Annotated in this window: 20 protein-coding genes; 6 read left to right on the forward strand and 14 right to left on the reverse strand. The window is 41.1% G+C overall.

Annotation, left to right across the window (positions count from 1 at the left end; all coding sequences use genetic code 11):
• Nucleotides 1-47: 47 nt before the first annotated feature.
• From IQ276_RS14105 to bchL, 3 genes are all read right to left on the reverse strand, one after another.
• On the reverse strand, nucleotides 48-1,451 hold the full coding sequence (locus tag IQ276_RS14105; protein WP_193919303.1) for a ferredoxin:protochlorophyllide reductase (ATP-dependent) subunit N: 1,404 nt from the start codon (nucleotides 1,449-1,451) through the stop codon (nucleotides 48-50).
• Between the two features lie 173 nt (nucleotides 1,452-1,624).
• Nucleotides 1,625-2,413 carry a DUF5331 domain-containing protein gene (locus IQ276_RS14110; RefSeq protein ID WP_193919301.1) on the reverse strand — a complete coding sequence of 263 codons (789 nt, stop codon included), beginning with the start codon at nucleotides 2,411-2,413 and terminating at the stop codon, nucleotides 1,625-1,627.
• A gap of 32 nt (nucleotides 2,414-2,445) precedes the next feature.
• Nucleotides 2,446-3,312 carry a ferredoxin:protochlorophyllide reductase (ATP-dependent) iron-sulfur ATP-binding protein gene (bchL, locus tag IQ276_RS14115; RefSeq protein ID WP_073642093.1) on the reverse strand — a complete coding sequence of 289 codons (867 nt, stop codon included), beginning with the start codon at nucleotides 3,310-3,312 and terminating at the stop codon, nucleotides 2,446-2,448.
• 830 nt (nucleotides 3,313-4,142) lie between these two features.
• On the opposite strand from bchL, the gene IQ276_RS14120 reads away from it, so the two are divergent.
• Entirely contained in the window at nucleotides 4,143-4,853 is a 711-nt protein-coding gene (locus IQ276_RS14120) for a hypothetical protein (protein WP_193914149.1), read from the forward strand.
• A 4-nt stretch (nucleotides 4,854-4,857) separates the two neighbouring features.
• Here IQ276_RS14120 and IQ276_RS14125 read toward each other — a convergent pair whose 3' ends face one another.
• From IQ276_RS14125 to IQ276_RS14140, 4 genes are read right to left on the reverse strand one after another with little or no spacing between them, the layout of a single operon-like run.
• The gene (locus tag IQ276_RS14125) at nucleotides 4,858-5,136 is read right to left on the reverse strand and encodes a hypothetical protein (RefSeq protein ID WP_193914147.1); all 279 of its coding nucleotides are present in this window, start codon (nucleotides 5,134-5,136) and stop codon (nucleotides 4,858-4,860) included.
• The gene (locus IQ276_RS40955; protein ID WP_373690529.1) at nucleotides 5,126-5,251 is read right to left on the reverse strand and encodes a BrnT family toxin; all 126 of its coding nucleotides are present in this window, start codon (nucleotides 5,249-5,251) and stop codon (nucleotides 5,126-5,128) included. Before IQ276_RS40955 ends, IQ276_RS14125 begins: the two co-directional genes overlap by 11 nt.
• A gap of 31 nt (nucleotides 5,252-5,282) precedes the next feature.
• Nucleotides 5,283-5,402: a BrnT family toxin gene (locus IQ276_RS14135; RefSeq protein ID WP_235115658.1), complete on the reverse strand. Its 120-nt coding sequence runs from the start codon at nucleotides 5,400-5,402 to the stop codon at nucleotides 5,283-5,285.
• Nucleotides 5,399-5,608 (reverse strand): hypothetical protein, encoded by a 210-nt coding sequence (locus IQ276_RS14140; protein ID WP_193914145.1) that lies wholly within the window; start codon nucleotides 5,606-5,608, stop codon nucleotides 5,399-5,401. The genes IQ276_RS14135 and IQ276_RS14140 overlap by 4 nt, the downstream gene beginning before the upstream one ends.
• Before the next feature lie 242 nt (nucleotides 5,609-5,850).
• Here IQ276_RS14140 and IQ276_RS14145 point away from each other — a divergent pair, with 242 nt between their 5' ends.
• The 4 genes from IQ276_RS14145 to IQ276_RS14160 all read left to right on the forward strand — a co-directional run bounded on the left by IQ276_RS14145 (nucleotide 5,851) and on the right by IQ276_RS14160 (nucleotide 7,910).
• Entirely contained in the window at nucleotides 5,851-6,822 is a 972-nt protein-coding gene (locus IQ276_RS14145; protein WP_193914143.1) for a hypothetical protein, read from the forward strand.
• A gap of 2 nt (nucleotides 6,823-6,824) precedes the next feature.
• A complete protein-coding gene (locus IQ276_RS14150; RefSeq protein ID WP_193914141.1) occupies nucleotides 6,825-7,217 on the forward strand; it encodes a hypothetical protein in 393 nt (130 codons plus the stop codon).
• A gap of 182 nt (nucleotides 7,218-7,399) precedes the next feature.
• Nucleotides 7,400-7,642 (forward strand): CopG family ribbon-helix-helix protein, encoded by a 243-nt coding sequence (locus tag IQ276_RS14155; protein WP_185566578.1) that lies wholly within the window; start codon nucleotides 7,400-7,402, stop codon nucleotides 7,640-7,642.
• Nucleotides 7,632-7,910, forward strand: coding sequence for a type II toxin-antitoxin system RelE/ParE family toxin (locus IQ276_RS14160; protein WP_193914139.1), 279 nt, complete (start codon nucleotides 7,632-7,634; stop codon nucleotides 7,908-7,910). The genes IQ276_RS14155 and IQ276_RS14160 overlap by 11 nt, the downstream gene beginning before the upstream one ends.
• 35 nt (nucleotides 7,911-7,945) lie before the next feature.
• Here IQ276_RS14160 and IQ276_RS14165 read toward each other — a convergent pair whose 3' ends face one another.
• From IQ276_RS14165 to IQ276_RS14190, 6 genes are all read right to left on the reverse strand, one after another.
• Nucleotides 7,946-8,389, reverse strand: coding sequence for a DUF29 domain-containing protein (locus IQ276_RS14165; protein WP_193914137.1), 444 nt, complete (start codon nucleotides 8,387-8,389; stop codon nucleotides 7,946-7,948).
• Nucleotides 8,390-8,400: 11 nt separating this feature from the next.
• Nucleotides 8,401-8,658, reverse strand: coding sequence for a BrnA antitoxin family protein (locus IQ276_RS14170; protein WP_193914136.1), 258 nt, complete (start codon nucleotides 8,656-8,658; stop codon nucleotides 8,401-8,403).
• A gap of 11 nt (nucleotides 8,659-8,669) precedes the next feature.
• Nucleotides 8,670-9,002: a DUF5615 family PIN-like protein gene (locus IQ276_RS14175; protein ID WP_193914135.1), complete on the reverse strand. Its 333-nt coding sequence runs from the start codon at nucleotides 9,000-9,002 to the stop codon at nucleotides 8,670-8,672.
• A complete protein-coding gene (locus IQ276_RS14180; RefSeq protein ID WP_193914134.1) occupies nucleotides 8,999-9,223 on the reverse strand; it encodes a DUF433 domain-containing protein in 225 nt (74 codons plus the stop codon). The genes IQ276_RS14175 and IQ276_RS14180 overlap by 4 nt, the downstream gene beginning before the upstream one ends.
• Nucleotides 9,224-9,236: 13 nt before the next feature.
• A complete protein-coding gene (locus tag IQ276_RS14185; RefSeq protein ID WP_193914133.1) occupies nucleotides 9,237-9,515 on the reverse strand; it encodes a LapA family protein in 279 nt (92 codons plus the stop codon).
• Nucleotides 9,516-9,654: 139 nt separating this feature from the next.
• Complete coding sequence (locus IQ276_RS14190) at nucleotides 9,655-11,085, reverse strand: phosphoglucomutase/phosphomannomutase family protein (RefSeq protein ID WP_193914132.1); 1,431 nt, start codon at nucleotides 11,083-11,085, stop codon at nucleotides 9,655-9,657.
• Between the two features lie 147 nt (nucleotides 11,086-11,232).
• Between IQ276_RS14190 and IQ276_RS14195 the strand changes: the two genes are divergently transcribed.
• The gene (locus IQ276_RS14195; protein WP_193914131.1) at nucleotides 11,233-12,084 is read left to right on the forward strand and encodes a PD-(D/E)XK nuclease family protein; all 852 of its coding nucleotides are present in this window, start codon (nucleotides 11,233-11,235) and stop codon (nucleotides 12,082-12,084) included.
• 452 nt (nucleotides 12,085-12,536) lie between these two features.
• On the opposite strand, the gene IQ276_RS14200 is transcribed toward IQ276_RS14195, so the two are convergent.
• The gene (locus tag IQ276_RS14200) at nucleotides 12,537-14,129 is read right to left on the reverse strand and encodes a glycosyltransferase family 39 protein (RefSeq protein WP_193914129.1); all 1,593 of its coding nucleotides are present in this window, start codon (nucleotides 14,127-14,129) and stop codon (nucleotides 12,537-12,539) included.
• Nucleotides 14,130-14,309: the final 180 nt, after the last annotated feature.

A 14,309-nucleotide genomic window follows, 5' to 3' on the forward strand; every position in this document is an offset into this window, starting at 1 on the left:
CCCCTACTCGTATAGTCTTATGGTGTTGCCTAATAAAAACCCAAACCTTAAATCTTCGCTTCTTCCCTCACCAACTTCTCCCAACCCAAATCTTTCAAATTATTATTCCGACGCAACGGACGAGTCACCAACTCTAACATGTCACGCGCATTTGTAAACCCGTGAATTTGAGCAAAAGTGAACTCCACAGACCATTTTGTATTAATACCACGTGCTTCCAACGGGTTAGCATGAGCCATACCAGTAATTACCAAATCTGGTTTCAACTCATAAATCCGCTGGAGTTGATTGTAATTATCCGGCTTCTCAACAATCGTTGGCAGGGGTGAATTCATTTCCTGGCAAGTTTTCTCTAAAAGCGCCAACTCAGCAGCTTGATAGCGCTTATCCATGTAGGGAATGCCAATTTCGTGAACCCTCATCCCACAACGGATTAAGAATCGTGCTTGGGAAACTTCCAGCAAGTTATCACCCATGAAGAATACAGACTTACCGCGAATCAGTTTGACGTAATCTTCCAAACCTGCCCAAATTTGTGCTTCCCGTTCATCCAAACCCTTGGGAGTAATACCGAACACCGAGCATATTTTCTCAATCCAAGCGCGGGTACCATCGGGACCAATGGGGAACGGTGCGCCGATGAGTTTACACTTGCGGCGGCGCATTAAAGTTGTAGCTGTGCGGCTGAGGAAGGGGTTGACACCAGCGACATAATACCCTTCTTCCAGTACTGGCAGTTCAGTGAAGCGCTTTGCAGGTAGCCAGCCGGAAACTTTGATGCCTTGTTTCTTCAGTTCCAAAGTTAACTGAGTAACTACGGGGTCGGGAAGGGAACCAAAGAGAACTAAGGGTGGGTGATCTACGTACTCAGATTCTTCTTGGGCGACATCTTCTTTCTTCTTGCCGAAGTTTAGCAATTTAGCGATCGCATTGCGTTCACTTTTCTCTGTTTCCGCCACAGGAGCCTTATCAGGACAACGATTAGCCATTGCTGCTAACACGGTGTCTTCCCCCTGGGTGAAGGCGTAATCTAGACCATTTGCACGCGCCACAACGATGGGAATACCGATTTCGGATTCCAGTTTCGGTGCTAAGCCTTCCAAATCTGTTTTGATAATTTCAGTGGTGCAGGTGCCAATCCAGACAATTACACTAGGATTGCGATCGCGTTTAATTTGCAAGCACAGCCGCTTTAACTCTTCATAATCATTCAGCTGTGCCGAAATATCGCCCTCTTCCAACTCAGCCATTGCATAGCGGGGTTCAGCAAAAATCATCACCCCCATCGCATTTTGCAAGAAGTAGCCACAAGTTTTTGTCCCAATCACCAAAAAGAAACTATCTTCAATTTTTTGGTATAACCACGCCACGCAGCTAATTGGGCAAAAGGTATGGTAATTCCCAGTTTCACACTCAAAGTTTAAAGCTTCTGGTTGTTGAGCGACAGTCATTTTGGTTTTTTCTCCCCTTGATTTTTAAAGTTAGGAGTAATAAGTTAGAAGTTATGAGTTAATAGTGAGGAGTTATGAATTATGAGTTTTTATTCCTAACTCCTAACTCCTAACTCCTAACTCCTAACTCCTAACTCCTAACTCCTAACTTTTCTTAACTCCTAACTTAGTAATTAAGCGTTGGGGAAGAGACGGGCAATTTCGGATTCATCAAAAACGCCAGCAGGCAGTTCTTCCCCTAACAAATCGTTATTTTCTTCAGCTTTTTGCAGTGATGTTTCATCACCCCAGACATCTGACAGCACGTCACTAAACGCATTCTCGTCTAGTGGACTGTCTTCAAGTTGGTCATCATCCAGCTTTACTTCAATTGCAGCTGTTGTTGCATCGAAGGTAATTTCCCCAAACTCATCTGCTTCTAGACTAGAGATTTGGAGGGACTCATCTTTTAAATCTTCGTCGTTAGATAAAGAAATATCACCAAAGCCATTTTCGCTTTCCCCAGACTCGCTTAACCCGAGATTTTCATCATCAGCATCCACCATTGTGAATTGTTGAGACACCGCCATCGGCTCAAAGCCATTTGTATGGGAATGTGTCAATGTTTCATCTTCAGGCTTTTCATCAATGACAGCTGCTGCTTCTTCTACGTATCTGTCTACATCTGGGCTGATTTGGAAGCGGTTACCGAGAGCAAAATCTGGGTCAAAATGCAAATCCAGCACTTCAATCAGCGTATCAGCATCAGGATTAAGTTTGGCAAAGGGCAACATCAACTGCGCTAACTTTGGTTCTAGGGCGTTAACTACTCCCAGGATGAGGTAAGAAGGTGGTCGCTTCCCGCCATCAGGTGTGTACACCGATTCCACTTCCATGTGCAGGGTAATCCAATCCCGATTTATTTGGAAAAATTGCAACCACTTCTGCTTTAATGAATCTGTAAAGCTGTGAAAGAATGCCATGTTATTGTCCCCCATCCTGAGAACTTGGTGATTTATACAATCATCAAGTCTAGTTCCTCTTCTGAATTAGCAACCTGGGGTTTACCCGGATTTAGATAAAAATCGGACAACAAAGAGAACAATTCCCGATCTGGTGAGTCGTTAGGTACAACTCCTTCCGGACGCGCCAAAATTTGGTCAGCGATGTTGAGATAGTAATCGCAAACGTAGTCCAGGGAAGGATCTTGCTCTGCCATTTCAAACAAAGTCTTACCTTTAACACGAGAAACGCGGATATCTTCAATCAAAGGTAAAACCTCTAGAACTGGCATTGGCACAGCTTCTATATATTTTTCAATCAAGTCGCGCTTGGAGGTGCGATTGCCAATTAACCCAGCTAAACGCAATGGGTGAGTTCGTGCTTTTTCACGGACTGAAGCAGCAATGCGATTAGCAGCAAATAAAGCATCAAAGCCATTGTCAGTAACAATCAGGCAGTAATCTGCATAGTTGAGTGGTGCTGCAAATCCACCGCAAACTACGTCGCCGAGAACGTCAAACAAAATTACATCGTACTCATCAAAGGCGTTGAGTTCTTTAAGTAATTTTACTGTTTCACCAACTACATAACCGCCACATCCAGCACCCGCAGGTGGTCCACCAGCTTCTACACAATCAACACCGCCGTAGCCTTTGTAAATTACGTCTTCCGGCCAGACATCTTCGTAGTGATAGTCCTTTTCTTGGAGGGTGTCGATAATTGTCGGAATCAAAAACCCTGTCAGGGTGAAGGTGCTGTCATGTTTTGGGTCGCAGCCAATTTGTAGCACTTTCTTGCCACGTTTAGCTAGGGCGACGGATATATTACAGCTAGTTGTGGATTTGCCAATACCACCTTTTCCGTAGACTGCTAGTTTCACTGTTGTTTGCCTCTTATAGCTTCTTATCAAACTTGTGGCTCAAACATTTGCCTTCACCCAGCCTGAGACGGCCATGCGTGAGGTCTCTCGATGTCATTATTGGGCAAATTACATAGAAAAGAAAGTGGGTCTTAATCTGTAAAACGTTGCTATTTTGTGCCAGGAAGTTTAAATATGATTATATAGGGTTAAATAACCTTAAAAGAGTTATATAAATCTAAAAATCATTATTAAAAGCTTTTTACTAACTATTTTTATAAAAATAGTTACAAAACACAAAAAGCTGCAATTCTCTTTTTTAAATGGTTTTCATAGAATTAGCTGATTCTCATAATCCTGTTTTCAGAGGATTAGGGCGCAGGCTCAAGGGTAGATAGAGGTATATGCAGCCATCTGTTGCAAATACCACTTAAATTTGAAATCTGCTGTAAATTCACAACTTGCAGACGGTAGCCAACACCATTTAATTGCTGCTTGAGAGCGAGCTAGTCTGATTTTGTAAAATATTATTAAATTGCCAAATATTTTCTAAAATTCTTAAAATCTCTAGGCTGAATCAATTCGCTAGATAATTATTAAGGAATATTAAGATAGTTATCTTCAGAAAAGTACAGTTATGTCAAGTATAAAAAATCAATGCTAACACCCAACATCCCTGTGTTGAAAAAAGCAATTAATTAACCATAAAAAAACCATAACTTTCGTTTTATTAATGTTAATTTAATTCCTGGCTAGGGAATGATATCTATGAAGTAACTCATCGCTTAACGGTACAAATCGCCAAAGCTAGTTGCTCAACAAATTTGTTTAAGAAAACCTCGAACAAAAATATGGAAGTTAAATTAGGATTCGGAGCTATTCCCAAACCTCAATATGTCTTTGTCAGCAAAGAATCCGATCACTGTTGGTATATGCTATCTGACGATAAAAAACAAATTCCAATTTATGACAGAGCTTTGACTGGAGTGATAACAGGAATAGAAGTTAATAAAAGGGTGGAAACTTCACATGGAGAAGCAGAAAAAACTGATTTGCATATTTTGGCAGACAAACCTTATGTCATTCGCTCAGGTAGTGAATCTTATTTCTCTAAAAGTTTGTTGCTTTCACTTGAAGCCCTGACTTCTGAACAATTGGTTCATCCTCTTACCATCGCAGTCAGTCCTGGAGAGAAAACAATTGTATTTTGTGCAATTTATAATCCAGTAACTTATCGTTCTGTCGGTGTAAGCTGGGATGGACACAGGGAAAATAATTGGCAAGCTTTAGGACAAAAAGTAAGTTTTAAAATTAACTCTCTTCAAAATTCAAATCAAGAATCAATACAAATATCTGCTAATACAACGCCCTCAGAAGTCCATGCAGTTTTGATAGCTCAAAGTGACAGATATTTAGCACAATTAAATTGGACACCAGAGCAGGGTAGGGAGTATTTGCAGCAGAAGTATGGAAAGCGATCGCGTTTACAACTCACTGATACAGAAATTCTCGACTTCATTGATTACCTGCAAGGAAAACTAGCTCAAAACTGCCAAATTTAGCTTCTTAGGTTGACAGCGCCTGAGAGCCAGGATAAGCTTTGTGTGCTTCTGCATAAATCCTTAATGCTACAGCCATCTGCTGTTCGGCAGTTTCTCCCTGTGCTTTGAACCAAGCAAAAGTTTCAGAATCTACCTGAACTGTAATTTCTACAGGTGACTTGGGCATTCGCAATTCTGCTTTAGCAAAGAATTCTTCTGACAAGGGTGGAATATCTGAGGTGTCGATGTCTTCGTCACTCATTGCATCGACTCTAGCCCAATCGGTTCTTGAGCTATTGCTCATAGCGTTTTCGTTCGTGAGACAGTGCTTTTCTTAATGAGATGATACGAAGTATTTCTTCATCAGGCTCGGTGTAAACAACTACTACGACTCGTCCATCAAGTAGTCCAATACCCATATACCGATCCTCTCCATAGTCCTCTCGGTCATCAAGGTAGACAAGCATCCGTAAATTGAAGACGATTGAAGACGGCGGTAGCATCAGCAAAGTCTAAACCATGCTTTGTGATGTTACTTTGGTTTTTGCCCTCATCCCACTCCAATTTCATAGACTCAGTGTATCACACAAGCCTGCTTGGTCTTCAGCTAAGGCTGCCCCTGCAAGTTCAGCTAGTACATCATGAGACTGTGCAAATGCTTTGTCCCAGCGGGCTTCGTCTTCCAGTTCTTCCAGAATGAGCGCAGCAATGGCATCTTGTTCAGTTTCAGGAAGCTGTTTCACTCGTGCGATCGCTTGTTCAAGTGGCTTGGTCATAGCTGTTATGCTGCTGTCAAAAAGACCTGCTGAGTATTCTACTGTTTTCTTCTAGTTGACCAGCGATCGCCCTCAAGACGAAAAAGATTGATAAATACATTTACAGCAGTATCAAATTTATACCTTCTGAATGTTCATTAGTTGGTATCTCAGGGAAATATCAGTATAAGGTGATGCCTTGTTTTTATGTTTAACCCGTAGACAAGTACTAACCAAATACTAATCACAATCAGGAGTATTTCATGATTCCACTTATCTTGGGTGCTATTGCTTTAGGAACCGCTGCTTTCGGAGCAGTAAAAGGTGCTGAAGGTGTTGGCAATATGAATCAGGCAAAAGAGATTGGTGAACGTGCTGAAAAGCGCCACTCAAATGCAGTCAGTGAGTTGAAAGCAGACTGGGAGGTAACTAACAAGCTTGCAGAAGAGTATGGCCAACTCCAGCTTGATGTGATGATGAGTACAATTGGGCGCTTTGTTGACTTTATTGAACGAAACATTGGTAAAGCAAAACAAAGTGAAAAGGAGTTTTTAGAGGGGTTAGACGGAATTTCAGTTCAGCAGATTAAGGAGTACAAAACTGCTGCAACGGAAGCTGAACAGTTTTTCAAAGGTGGAGCCAAGGCTATTGGGGCAGCAGCTGCAGGGTACGGTGGTGCAATGAGTCTTGCTACCTCTGTAGGAGTAGCGAGTACTGGGACACTCATAGGAGGACTTAGCGGTGCAGCAGCCTGGAATGCAACTCTAGCATGGCTGGGCGGTGGCTCATTAGCTGCTGGTGGTGGAGGTATGGCTCTTGGTTCTCTTGTCTTAGGTGGTATCACCGTTGGTCCTGCTGTCCTTATTGGAGGTTTTGTGCTTGCTGGTGAAGGCGAAAAAGCATTGACAAAGGCATGGGAGTACAACGCTGAAGTCAACACTGCGATCACTAAAATTGAAGCAGCAAAAGACTTTATGCAACAAGTAAGACGCCGAATTACTGAGTTACAGGGTGTATTTGAGTGTCTGAATGAATGCGCTATTCTAGGTCTTCAAGAACTTGAATCTTTACCATCATTCGACAAAAACAGGGATGCCAAGAAGTTTCAAAAAGTTGCACTTTTTGTTAAAGCACTTGCAGAAATTATGAAAACTCCTATTTTAGATACTGAAGGGCAGCTTAATCCCGCTAATGCGACTATCCAAGCCAAGTATCGTAGTTTGGGAGGCAATTAGGAATGTCAATCAAAGTAGTCAAAGAATTTATCAATCCTGCTGAATGCTTACAGCAAATGGTTTCAGCTTACACCGATTACCTTAAGGTTGCCGAAGAGGAACAGACAAAGAGACGTGATATTGAGGCGTGGGAAAAAGAAACAATCACAAAGATTAATGCCCAGCGAGAATTGCTGATGGCGTATCTAGATCGCTCTTTTGATGAACGTGCAAAAAACTTTCGCGCTTTATTTACTTTTGTTGATAATGCGATCGCATCCGGCAATAATGAACAACTAGCCCTTACCTTAAACTCAATTACAGAAATAGCTAAATCCAGCCCATTCAAAGAACTTGCAAATTTAGCTTCTGTTCGCGCTGCCCTTGACGATCCAGATCACGAATGGACATTTTGATTTTATAAAATTGCGATCGCTCTCCCGAAACTTTCCAAAAAAGCCTGTCAGCGCAGGCTTTTTTCATGTATTACCAAGCTTACAGTCAACAAGCACTTTGAGAAAATAGCGAACACCACTATCTTTGCATTACTACGTATTGCAATATGATATTATGCAAGATAGATTGATTTGACAGAACCATGAGCAAAGAAAACATTACGTTTCGGATAGATAGCGATAAGAAAGCTGCGCTTGATGCGATCGCATCTGGAATCAACCGCGATCGCAGCTACGTACTTAATGAGGCGGTAGCTGCTTATGTTGAAATGTATCAATGGCAAATCGATCAGATTCAAAGCGGGATTACTGAAGCGGATGCTGGAGACTTTGCCAGTGATGAAGAAGTAAAAGCAATTTTTGCAAGACTAACTAATGCGGATTAAGTGGCTGCGCCGTGCGCTTCGGAACTTGGAACAAGCCCATAGTTACATCTCGAAAGAGAATCCAGAAGCAGCACAGGAAGTAATATTGAGGATTCAACTTGCTGTTAGTCAACTTGAGAATTACCCTTTTATGGGGCGACCTGGACGTATAGAAGTTACGAGGGAGCTAGTAATTTCTAGCACGCCGTATATTGTTATTTATCGAGTCAAAGAAGAATCAGTAGAAATTCTTCGGGTTCTGCACACGTCAAAGCGTTATCCAGATTAGCGATCGCCACACCCAAACAACCACAATTACAGTTATCAAATATCCCTTGCTTGTGGTAACCAGTCTTCATCTAACAATAATTCTAAAGAATATGGGCATTCTTCTGGAAACGTGGAAATTAGCATCTCTGTTTGCTTAGCTGCTTGCCTACGTGCCCTTTGATAACTTTCTTCAAGTTGCTCTGTAGGATAGTTCTTAAGACTAGGACTATCGAGTATGGCTAACTCGATTTGGGTGCGAGAATCAGTGATGGAATCCAGCCAACTATCTGAGCGACGCTGGGGTTGATATTGCCATTTGAGCAGATGTAAAAGTAAGCGAGTTAGTTGACTGGAAATAGCCCGCCTTTCGCTTTTGCCCAAGCCTTCAACCTCTTCAATCAGATGTTCTAGATCAATTTCATGCCAGCGATGCGATCGCAATAGTTGGGCTGTCTGTTCAATCCACAAGTTAAAATCTGTTGTATGGGTTGCGGTCATAGCCCCTCACCTCATTTTCCAATTCGCTCAAGTTCCTCTCGCAATACTCGCCGTAATGTATCTTCTAAAGGTTCACGGCGCTGCTGAATATACTCACGCAAGGCATCGTTAATCAAAGTTTGGTAATTTCCCCCACCTGCTGCGTGAACTTGGTCACGAAACCATGCTAGTACTTCATCATCTAGGCGAATTGTAATTCGAGTTTTGCCTGTTGGTGTTGGTTCAATTGCTCCCCGCTTACCTTGGCTAAAATCATACTCAGTTTCCATAGTTTCCAAATCTAATACAGTGTCAAAACTCCCAAATTTTGATTTTTGTCAAAAGCTTGGATATCCTCTAAATGCGATCGCAAAATCTCTTCAATCTGTCTAGTTGAACAATTGCCATAACGAATCCAGATAACTTTAGGAGGAAATCCTCGCAAAATGCTTAACTCATTAAAATCAGCATCTCTCGTGACGACAGTAAATCCACTTTGTCGCGCATACTCCCAAACAGTTAGATCATCTGCCTGATCTAATCCTATGAGAAAAAGATGCTGAGAATCTGGGTAAATATCATCTGGTCGATCAACTAGCCGAGGTGATAGGTTATGGTCAAGCAATAACTTCATGCTTGCATTGTCAGCATTTGCCGTTCTCTATCAGCCGCATAGCTTAGGCAAGCTAATATATCCTCTCGTGTCAAATAAGGAAAGTCATCAAGAACTTCCTCGTAGGTCATGCCAGAGGCCAGATAAGATAAAACATCGTATACGGTAATTCGCATTCCTCGAATACAAGGTTTACCACCTCGCTTCCCCGGTTCAATTGTAATAATATTTTGGTACTGCACAGCTTTTCAACCCTCAAAAATCTTCATCATCAACAAAAAATTCGGCATCGTCTTCTAATCGAGAATTACCCTGTCCAGAACCACTAAGATCCCAGATGGGTTGCAGCAGTGCTGTACCAATTAATCCGATAACCGCACTAAAAGCTAAAACTAAACCCGCTGGCATTTGTATTGATTGAAATGTTAAGAATTTTAACGATACTGGTGTGGCATTTTGAACTGAAATAATTGCGATCGCCACTACCCAAACAGCTACAACTACGATTGTCAACAAAGGAGCTAAAGTTTTCATATTTTAATAAAAGTTAGGAGTTAGGAGTGAGGAGTGAGGAGTTACGAATTCAGATTTTGATCGAAGTTATAAATTAAGAGTTAAGAATTGTTAATTTACAACTCTTAACTCTTAACTCCTAACTCCTAACTCTTAACTCTTATGCCTCTAGCTTAGCAATGACACTTTCCATCTCTTGAGAGATTTGGGTGAGTTTTTCGGGAGAGTTGGTTTCTAGGTAAACCCGCACCAAGGGTTCTGTACCGGAAGGACGCAGCAGTACCCAGCTACCTTCTTCTAAATAGAGTTTAATACCGTCTTTACGCCCGACTTCCTTGACTTTAATTCCGGCTACCTCTGTGGGTGGATTTTTGGTGAAGGAGTCGATGACAGCGGTTTTGTGAGATTCGGTGAGGTGCAAGTCAAGGCGGGTGTTGTAAAGGGGACCATCAGCTTCGGCGATCGCTTCTTTAACTAGCTGACTTAGGGGTTTCCCTTCATAGGCGATGGCTTCTGCCACCAGCATATCAGCTAAAACACCGTCTTTTTCGGGAATATGCCCAATTATACTTAATCCGCCTGATTCTTCCCCACCAATGAGTACAGCAGTTTCCCGCATTTTTTCACCGATGTATTTAAAGCCAACTGCTGTTTCATAAATTTGCAGCCCATATTTAGCCGCGAAGTTATCCAGTAGGTGGGTTGTAGCCACAGTGCGGACGATGGCGCCGCTTTTGCCTTTATTTTTGATTAAATGTCGTGCTAGAACTAACAGCACAGTATTCGGAGTGAGGACAGTACCTTGTTCATCAACAATACCAAAGCGATCGCTATCTCCATCTGTCGCCAAACCCAAATCTGCACGATCCTTTACTACTGCTTCCACTAACTCAACTAATTGTTCTCCTTTGGGTTCTGGCATCCCACCGCCAAATAATACATCCCTCCAAGTGTGGAAACTTTCTAACTGAACACCACTATGTTGCAAAACTTCATCTAAATAACCGCGAGAAGTAGAATAAAGAGCATCGTATTTTACCTTTAAATTAGCGCTCCTAATTCGTTCTACATCAAGCAGGGTATAGATAAATTCCAGGTAATCTGGCTTGGGATCGAAAGTAGAAATTAAATCGGGTCGATTGCTACTAGGCAGTTCATCCGATGCACTTTCTATATTTGCCACAATAGTATCAGTAATCTCTGGAGTGGCAGGTCCAGCATAATCGGGGATATATTTAATTCCACAGTATGGTGCTGGATTATGGCTAGCAGTAAACATTAACGCCCCAGCGGAATTTAGGTGACGGGCGTTGTAGGCAATTACTGGTGTAGGGCAATCCCGATCAGTAATTTTCACAGTCCAACCCAAATCTGCCAAGACTTGGGCTGCTGTTAGGGCAAACTGGTCAGCTAAAAACCGAGTATCGTAGGCAATAAGTACTGGTCTATCTTTTGTGTAGGCTGTTTCGAGGTAACTGGCGATCGCTCTTGTTACTTTCCGCACATTGGGGAAAGTAAAGTCATCGGCAATAATGCCTCGCCATCCATCGGTACCAAATTTTATCTTGCTGGAATTGCTACTAGCGCTCATTTTTGCCACTTGCTCCCGTACATCATCAGTACTATTAAAAGCTTCCCGCAAAGCGTGTGTAGCAGCAAGTATCCTCCGAAGTTATGTTCGGCGGAAACTGTCGAACATAGTCCTTCCCACCGTACTTTCTCTCACTGTTTCTGAGCAATGTCAACCCCCGATCGACCTTTTGCCAGTTATCACCTTTGGTCTTTAGTTGCCCCGGCGTCAGGGCAAGAACGCTGGCATTGCCAGATGAGACGGGGGTTTATCAAAGCGCGGCAACACGAACCACAAATCAAAGCACTGTTAGCGAAAGCCACCGCACCCCAGCGGATTGGGATACTTGCCCAAAAAGGCGTTTATGAATTTCATAATCACAGACACCTTTTGACGCAATCAGATGGCGTAGAAAAAGTTGCACAGCTACTAAAATTGGGCAACTCCAGCGAACAAGTCCGGCAACGGGTGCTGCAAATTTTGAAAAAATATCATGATGCGCCGTTGCTGTTGGATAAACATATTATCCAATTAACTCCCGGTGATGAAGGTTTTCCGAAACCGATTGTCATTGAACAACAAGATTATTGCTTTCGCTTATATGCGGCTATGGATTGCGTTTTCATTGAGAGCGATCGCACTTTACATATTTTAGATTTCAAAACTGGAAAATCGGCTTTTGACCGACGACAGGCTTTAGTTTACTTGCTGGCTGCCCGTTATCTTTACCCAGGGCGTGAAGCTGTAGCCTCTTTTTATAATCTAGAACTGAGTAAAAAATCGGATTTAATTAGCATTAATAATAGCGAATTAGAATCTTTAAAATTTGAGTTAGCTAATATTGCTCACAAGCACCAGCACGATTTACAAGAGTATCATCACCAAACTAATAATTTCAGCAAAATTTTTCCCCCGAATCCAGGAACTCACTGCCGCTTTTGCCCATTTCAATCTATTTGTGAATTTTCAAATCAGTCATCTCAATCACACCCAATGCCCAGCTTAAGAACTAATACTTAGCGTTTCGTCTGGTCACTGGGGACAAGGAACAGGTATAAAATTCTTTCAATCCTGATATTGTAATTTTGGATAAAAATAAGATGTGAGTTCCTGGAAATCATACAACTCTACTCGTCTCATATATAGGACTCATATAGGACTCCTATTTGATTTTTGAACAAAACTAGGAGAAAATACGCAGGAAAGTAAAAGTCTAACAGGGAACAATGCTTAGTCAGCATTTAGAAACTGCGAGACTCGCACTGCAAGCATCGCGGCAACAGTCAACAGAGAAAAATGCACTTGATGCGCTCGCTAAACTACAAGATTTTATATAGGACTACTATTTGATTTTTGAAAAAATTCGGTACACCTCGAAAAGGCTGATTGCCTACTCCCCAACTACGCAAATAATTTCAAAAATCAAATATGATTCCTATAGAGAGGGGTATGCAATTTAAATGATTATTAACTTACTGTTTGGGAGTTAATTTCCAGAACACCTTATTGATCTGCTGTAAATTTGAATTATAAATTCTTTCAATTCCAGCTTTTAAAAAGTCCGAAGGTTCGAATAAGAATATATCCGTAAATCCATTAGTTATCTCTGGTATCTTATCTTCACGTGTAAGCCCAATTTGACTTAATTGAAATTGGACTTTTGGATCGAGTTGGTGACTAATTACTTGTAGTTTTAGATTATCACCAGCAATTACAAGTGGTTTACTGCTTTGATTAATAATCTCAGCTATCTGGGGATATTCTCCATATTTTTCAGGTACTTTACTCCACCACATATTAGCTTGGGAGTAGAGCGTACAAGATATGACTCCAAAAATTATTACTATAAACCCTAAAAGTGGCGATAACTTTTTTTGCCAGCCCTTAGTAGAAATAGATACGATTTGAGTACTAAACAGATAAGCAACAGCTAACTGTATACCCAAAAGAGAGGGAAGTATATATCTAGTTGTACCGTATCGTTTTTGAAACAGAAAATCTACCAACATTAAGGGAAGCACTAGAGATCCACTCAAAGTTAGGACAAATAACCAAACGCGTTGAGAAGTTTTCCTACAAGTAACATAAATTGAATAGATAATTAAAGTTGAAATAATTAAAATTAAAGGAATTAATAAAATCTTAGTTGGACCTGAGTCATTAGGAGCAACACCTAAATCCAAAAAGGCACGACTAATTATAGCAACCCACCTTATAACTGAAGCCAAAAGTGTTTGTTTATTATCTGTCCAATTTAGTCTTTCTTCAACCGGATTAGTAATAATAACTAAAATCCAAGGTACTAAACTTACAATTCCTACAAGCAATGAAATAAAGTAATTTATCAATGTTTTACTCAATCGGAAGCGTTCCATTATAACTACATAAATTCCCTGTGCAAAAGCAACCAAACCAAAAAATAAATGAATATAAAACCCTAGCGGCAAGGTTAATGCATAAATAGTCCAAGCCCCCCTTGTTTTGAGACGCATAGCTCGCAGCAGTGCTGCACTCGATATTAAGATAGTTACTATCCATAAAGTATATGGGCGTGCATCTTGTGCATAAATGAGGTGAACAGGTGAAACGGCTACCAAAGCCATAGCTATCCATGCTATTAGTGAAGATTCAAATAATTCTTGGCATAGCCAATAAAAACTAGGAAAACTGAGGAGACTAATGAATACAGAAAAACTTCTCGTCACTGTTACAGAATTACCGAACCACTCTACCCAAAACCGAGCCATCACAAAATATAATGGGGCAACCTGTGACTCCTCTAATGCTAGACCTTTAATTGTATCAATTACATTTTTTTCAGGACTAGGGTACTGGTATTTGTGCAAATCTTGCATGTTCAACAAACGACCATTAGCTAAGTTCTCATTCATTTCTGCAAGTGTATAACCAGATATGCGTAGTGAAGTGAAAACTTCATCACCCCAATAAACCTTTCTATCAATATTTACAAACCGCAACAATACACCTGTGACTAATAAAAGGATAATTAAAAACCGTAACCAAGTATGAGAAATACCCCAGTAGCGTAAAAATTTTTTTCTCATATAAAACTCCAATTCATTTTTGAAAAAATACTGGTATTATGTCTGGCTAATCACAAGTGATTAAAATCTCTCTGCCTTCTTTTAAGTTCCGTTCGTCGAAGGATCAGAGCCTGGCATGGAAAACTCTGGCCTACTCCTAAATCCAAGCAAGCTGCGGACAATTTGAAGCAGAAACCACAC

Source organism: Desmonostoc muscorum LEGE 12446, from assembly GCF_015207005.2.
Lineage (GTDB): Bacteria > Cyanobacteriota > Cyanobacteriia > Cyanobacteriales > Nostocaceae > Nostoc > Nostoc muscorum.

Bases quoted from the DNA above. Each gene is read 5' to 3' on its own strand.
- IQ276_RS14105 (WP_193919303.1), bottom strand. From the start codon at position 1,451: ATGACTGTCGCTCAACAACCAGAAGCTTTAAACTTTGAGTGTGAAACT.
- IQ276_RS14110 (WP_193919301.1), bottom strand. From the start codon at position 2,413: ATGGCATTCTTTCACAGCTTTACAGATTCATTAAAGCAGAAGTGGTTG.
- IQ276_RS14120 (WP_193914149.1), top strand. From the start codon at position 4,143: ATGGAAGTTAAATTAGGATTCGGAGCTATTCCCAAACCTCAATATGTC.
- IQ276_RS14125 (WP_193914147.1), bottom strand. From the start codon at position 5,136: ATGAGCAATAGCTCAAGAACCGATTGGGCTAGAGTCGATGCAATGAGT.
- IQ276_RS40955 (WP_373690529.1), bottom strand. From the start codon at position 5,251: ATGGGTATTGGACTACTTGATGGACGAGTCGTAGTAGTTGTTTACACC.
- IQ276_RS14135 (WP_235115658.1), bottom strand. From the start codon at position 5,402: ATGAAATTGGAGTGGGATGAGGGCAAAAACCAAAGTAACATCACAAAG.
- IQ276_RS14140 (WP_193914145.1), bottom strand. From the start codon at position 5,608: ATGACCAAGCCACTTGAACAAGCGATCGCACGAGTGAAACAGCTTCCT.
- IQ276_RS14145 (WP_193914143.1), top strand. From the start codon at position 5,851: ATGATTCCACTTATCTTGGGTGCTATTGCTTTAGGAACCGCTGCTTTC.
- IQ276_RS14150 (WP_193914141.1), top strand. From the start codon at position 6,825: ATGTCAATCAAAGTAGTCAAAGAATTTATCAATCCTGCTGAATGCTTA.
- IQ276_RS14155 (WP_185566578.1), top strand. From the start codon at position 7,400: ATGAGCAAAGAAAACATTACGTTTCGGATAGATAGCGATAAGAAAGCT.
- IQ276_RS14160 (WP_193914139.1), top strand. From the start codon at position 7,632: ATGCGGATTAAGTGGCTGCGCCGTGCGCTTCGGAACTTGGAACAAGCC.
- IQ276_RS14165 (WP_193914137.1), bottom strand. From the start codon at position 8,389: ATGACCGCAACCCATACAACAGATTTTAACTTGTGGATTGAACAGACA.
- IQ276_RS14170 (WP_193914136.1), bottom strand. From the start codon at position 8,658: ATGGAAACTGAGTATGATTTTAGCCAAGGTAAGCGGGGAGCAATTGAA.
- IQ276_RS14175 (WP_193914135.1), bottom strand. From the start codon at position 9,002: ATGAAGTTATTGCTTGACCATAACCTATCACCTCGGCTAGTTGATCGA.
- IQ276_RS14185 (WP_193914133.1), bottom strand. From the start codon at position 9,515: ATGAAAACTTTAGCTCCTTTGTTGACAATCGTAGTTGTAGCTGTTTGG.
- IQ276_RS14190 (WP_193914132.1), bottom strand. From the start codon at position 11,085: ATGAGCGCTAGTAGCAATTCCAGCAAGATAAAATTTGGTACCGATGGA.
- IQ276_RS14195 (WP_193914131.1), top strand. From the start codon at position 11,233: ATGTCAACCCCCGATCGACCTTTTGCCAGTTATCACCTTTGGTCTTTA.
- IQ276_RS14200 (WP_193914129.1), bottom strand. From the start codon at position 14,129: ATGAGAAAAAAATTTTTACGCTACTGGGGTATTTCTCATACTTGGTTA.